The 3,988-nt window shown below is 68.4% G+C and carries 3 protein-coding genes and 1 tRNA gene; 1 reads left to right on the top strand and 3 read right to left on the bottom strand.

Going from position 1 to position 3,988, the window contains the following annotated elements:
* Positions 1–553: 553 nt before the first annotated feature.
* Positions 554–2,083 carry an alpha/beta hydrolase gene (locus B1L11_RS44095; RefSeq protein WP_079321077.1) on the bottom strand — a complete coding sequence of 510 codons (1,530 nt, stop codon included), beginning with the start codon at positions 2,081–2,083 and terminating at the stop codon, positions 554–556.
* Between the two features lie 432 nt (positions 2,084–2,515).
* Between B1L11_RS44095 and B1L11_RS44090 the strand changes: the two genes are divergently transcribed.
* Positions 2,516–2,592 (top strand) — tRNA-Thr (locus B1L11_RS44090).
* 68 nt (positions 2,593–2,660) lie between these two features.
* Here the strand turns inward: B1L11_RS44090 and B1L11_RS49340 are convergent.
* A complete protein-coding gene (locus tag B1L11_RS49340; protein WP_218671702.1) occupies positions 2,661–2,942 on the bottom strand; it encodes a tyrosine-type recombinase/integrase in 282 nt (93 codons plus the stop codon).
* Positions 2,943–2,954: 12 nt separating this feature from the next.
* Complete coding sequence (locus B1L11_RS49335; protein WP_218671701.1) at positions 2,955–3,455, bottom strand: hypothetical protein; 501 nt, start codon at positions 3,453–3,455, stop codon at positions 2,955–2,957.
* Positions 3,456–3,988 lie beyond the last annotated feature (533 nt).

The raw sequence follows: 3,988 nt of genomic DNA, 5'->3' as shown, positions 1-3,988 counted from the left end.
AGACCCGGCCGTTGTAGACCAGCGGCGCCGGGTCGGCGGTGTAGATGGTCTGGATGATCGGGTTGTCCGCCCTGGCCGCGCCGGCCGGGAGCAACGCCAGCACGCACAGCAGGCCCACGACCCAGGCGAGTCCCCGCCTGGACAGTGAAAACGGCGATCTCACATGCGCCTCCTGAGGGGGTGGTCGCTCACCGTTCGCGTCCCATGAAGTTAATGTGAGCGCTAACATTTCGCGGTGACGACCGGTGGTCATGTGGCGGAGCCAACCCCATGTGCGAGGGGTGGTCAAGGGCCGGGCCTGTCCGAGACCTGCGGCAGCCGGGCGGCTCACCTGTACTGAACTGGGCTCCGGAGGCCCACGGAAGGCGGACGCCGACCCTCGACTAATGTGAAACTTTCAGCTTCTGGAGAGTTAACGTACGGGTGCGTGGTCGATCCTGCCGAAGGAGCGTGACCTTCGACGTCGGCCCGGCGGCGCGGGCACGGAGAACTCCTTGCGTGCGGTCTCCGCGCGCCGCAGGGACAGGTCCGTGTTGTACGTGGTTCGCGCCTTTCAGCCCGTCTTCGGGCAGACGGTGCCGTTCTTGGGAGCGCGCAGGGCGAGCAGGTAGTCGTCGACCGCGTTGTCCACACACGTGGAGCCGCTGCGGTAGGCCGTGTGCCCGTCGCCGTCGTACCCGAGGAGCACACCCGAGGTCAGCTCCGAGGCGAGCCCCTGAGCCCACTCGTACGGCGTGGCGGGGTCGCGCAGGGTGCCGACGACGAGGATCGGCGGCGCGCCGACGGCCTTGAGCGGCTTGTCGGTGCCGACCGCCTTCGCGGGCCAGTAGGCGCAGGGCAGCGAACCCCACATCACGAACGGCCCGAAGTGCGGCGCGGTCTTGGCGGCCTCGCCCGCGGCCTTCTGGTACGCGTCGAGCGCCTTGGGGTACGGGTGGTCCACGCAGTTGACGGCCATGTTCGCCTCGGTCTGATTCGAGTACGAGCCGTCGGACCGCCGGTCGACCAGCAGGTCGGCCATCCGGAGCAGGTCCGTGCCGTTGCCCTCGTTCATCGCCTTGCTCAGGGCCTCCCGCAGCCGGGGCCAGGCCGCGCGCTCGTACAGCGGGGTGGCGATGCCGATCACCGTCCACGCCTCGTTGACCACCCGGCCGTCGCCGAGGTCGTTCTTCAGCGGCTGCCGGTCGGCCTTCGCCAGCAGGTCGCTGACCTCCTTCATCGCGCCGTCCACCGTACGGCTCTTGAAGGGGCAGGAGCCGTTGAGGAAGCAGTCCTCGACGAACGCCTTCAGCGCGACCTCGAAGCCCTTCGCCTGCACCTCGTTGGACTTCAGCGACGGCACGGCCGGGTCCACCGCGCCGTCGAGCACGAGTGCCCGCACGTGCTTGGGGAACAGGTCGGCGTACATCGCGCCCAGATAGGTGCCGTACGACTTGCCGAGATAGGTGAGACCGGGGTCGCCGAGGACGCCGCGCAGGACGTCCATGTCCCTGGCCGCGTCGGCCGTGCCGACGTGGGGGAGCAGACGGGCCGACTTGGCTCCGCAGCTGTCGGCGAACAGCTTGGACTCCTTGTCGAGCGCCGTGACCTCCGCCGGCGTGTCCGGGCTCGAGTCCATCCCGATGTACGCGTCGAGCTGGGAGGCCGTCATGCACGTGACCGGAGTCGACTCGCCCACGCCGCGCGGGTCGAACCCCACGACGTCGAACTGGGCGCGCACCTTGTCGCTGACCACGGACCGGGCCGCCCGCGCGTACTGGATGCCCGAACCTCCGGGCCCGCCGGGGTTGATGAGCAGGGAGCCGGCGCGCTTGCCGGTGGCCGGCAGGCGGATCACGCTGAGCTGGATGCGCTCACCGGAGGGCTTCTTGTAGTCGAGGGGCACTTCGATCTTGGCGCACTGGAAGCCGTCGCCGCACGCGCGCCACGTGGGCCGCTGCGCGTAGAACGGGCGCAGCTCGGCCGTGGGCGCCTCGACCGCCGGCTGCGCCTTGGCGCCTGCGCTCGGCTGCTCGGAGGTGGCCGGGGCGTGGCTGGAACACGCCGTGAACGGCAGCAATGCGGCCAGTGCCGCGACCGCCATTCGCCGGCTCGGAGGACCGCCGCCGTACCGCGTACGAGGCGGTGTGACCTTCGCTTTCTGTCCGGCCGATCGCATACCCGTCGTTTCCCCTGCCGTCGCCTGCGTGACGAGGACCAGCATGCCGCCTGCCGAGGGCGGGCGGCGACCTGCTGACAACGGCCGCGAAGGATGAGGTCGAATGTTTGGCGGCTCGGAGGCGCCGTCAGGCGGTACAGGGCGCTTTTCCTGTGACAGATGCGCCGGGGATGCCCTGTTTCTGCTGGGGATCGGGTAAAGGGAGACTCTGCAGGCGGCTGGGGAAGTTTTACCGATCTACTCGGAACATGACCTGGCTCCCGGGAGCACGCTCGGAGGGCCGCGACGCTCCCGGGCGGCGACGGGTGCACGAGAACCGTGATGACCCTGTAGACTGTGCGAAGCCGCTCGCGGCATGCCGCCTTAGCTCAGTCGGCCAGAGCACTTCACTCGTAATGAAGGGGTCAAGGGTTCGATTCCCTTAGGCGGCTCCACCTCAAAGGCCCTCCCGGAGAACCGGCGAGGGCCTTTGCGTGTCTACCTGCGTGGCTACCGTTCCCGATCACTTCTTGAAGATGCGATCCATGACCACCGCACCCTCCTGGAGGACGGGCCGGATCTGCTTGCGATAGACCAGCTCGGTGACGGCCGTGCTGCTGTGCCCGACCAGCCGTGAGATCTCTTCGAGCGGGATGCCGTTGTCCGAGAGCAGCGAGACGAAGCTGTGCCGCAGCTCCCGGGGAGTCCACTCCTTCAGGTTGAGATCAGTCTGTTTGACCACGGCACGGAACGCCCTTCGGACGTTGTGAGCGTCCAGCGGTGTGCCAACCGACGAGGCGAACACGAGACCGTGTTCCTACCAGCGCTCCCCGGCGGTCTTCCTGTCGGTCTCCTGTTGAGCCTTCTGGGCCCTCAGCGCGTCCACGCAGCGCTGAGGAAGCGCGAGAGTCCGGCGGGACTTCCAAGTCTTGGTGTCCCCGCCCGATCTCACAGACCGCCACACAGCGACGTACGGCGGGACGGGTGGAGTAGCCTTCGGGTCGCCTTCGAGATCCACGTGATCCCACGTGAGCGCTCGCAGCTCCTCCGTACGCGCCCCCGTGAGCAGAGACAAGACGAGATAGCCGTGCATCCGAGTGCCTTCGGCGGCAGTCAGCACGGCTTCCGCTTGCGCCATGGTCAGAGCCTTGGACGGGCGGCCCCCTTTGCCTGTCGGAGTCGAGCAAAGCTCCACGATGTTGCGCTTCACCAGGTCGCGCGCCATCGCCCGCTTGACGGCTCGATTCAGGTAGGACCGTACGAGCCGTAGCGTGCTCGTACTGAGCACCGTTGCCCGGTTGCTCAGCCACTTGTCCACGTCCTCCGCCTTCGGCGGCGAGTGCCGCGGGGAGCAGGGAGAAGCCCGACCAAAGAGCAGGCAAGGGGGGAGAGCAGAAGGCGCACCGAAGGCCGGGACCACGACGGCCCGCACCCGGAGCCCACGCGAGCACGAGCATCAGCCGGCTACGGGCCGCGCGCCCCGCCGTCGGCGGGCTGCGGCTCTCCGGCCGGTCCCGCCTCGGCGGTCGCGCACCCCTGCCGGCAAACGTTGGCACTGATGAAGATCTCTCCCAAAGACGCAGGGAAGACCTTGGGGCGCTGCCCCAAACCCCGGGGCACTCCGGCTCCGAGAGGGGGCCGCGCATAGCTCACGCCGTAGCTGGCTGGGGTGGAAGTCCTGATCGCTCGCCCGCCATCGACCCAGGCAGAGCCCAGCAGCCCGGCTCCTCCAGGTCAAGCCCAGCCGTGCGGCCAGGACAACCAGCGGGCGAGGTGTCAACGACGCTCGAAATTTGACCCCGTAGCGACGCCTGAAAGTTGACCCCCTGGTGTTGATGTTGGTCGTGGTTG

This window comes from Microbispora sp. GKU 823, assembly GCF_002027145.1.
GTDB lineage: Bacteria > Actinomycetota > Actinomycetes > Streptosporangiales > Streptosporangiaceae > Microbispora > Microbispora siamensis.
This window is presented reverse-complemented; position numbering and strand designations above follow the sequence as displayed.

What these genes read in the sequence shown, in the direction of transcription:
- B1L11_RS44095 (WP_079321077.1), bottom strand. Translation starts at nt 2,083, where the DNA reads ATGGCGGTCGCGGCACTGGCCGCATTGCTGCCGTTCACGGCGTGTTCC.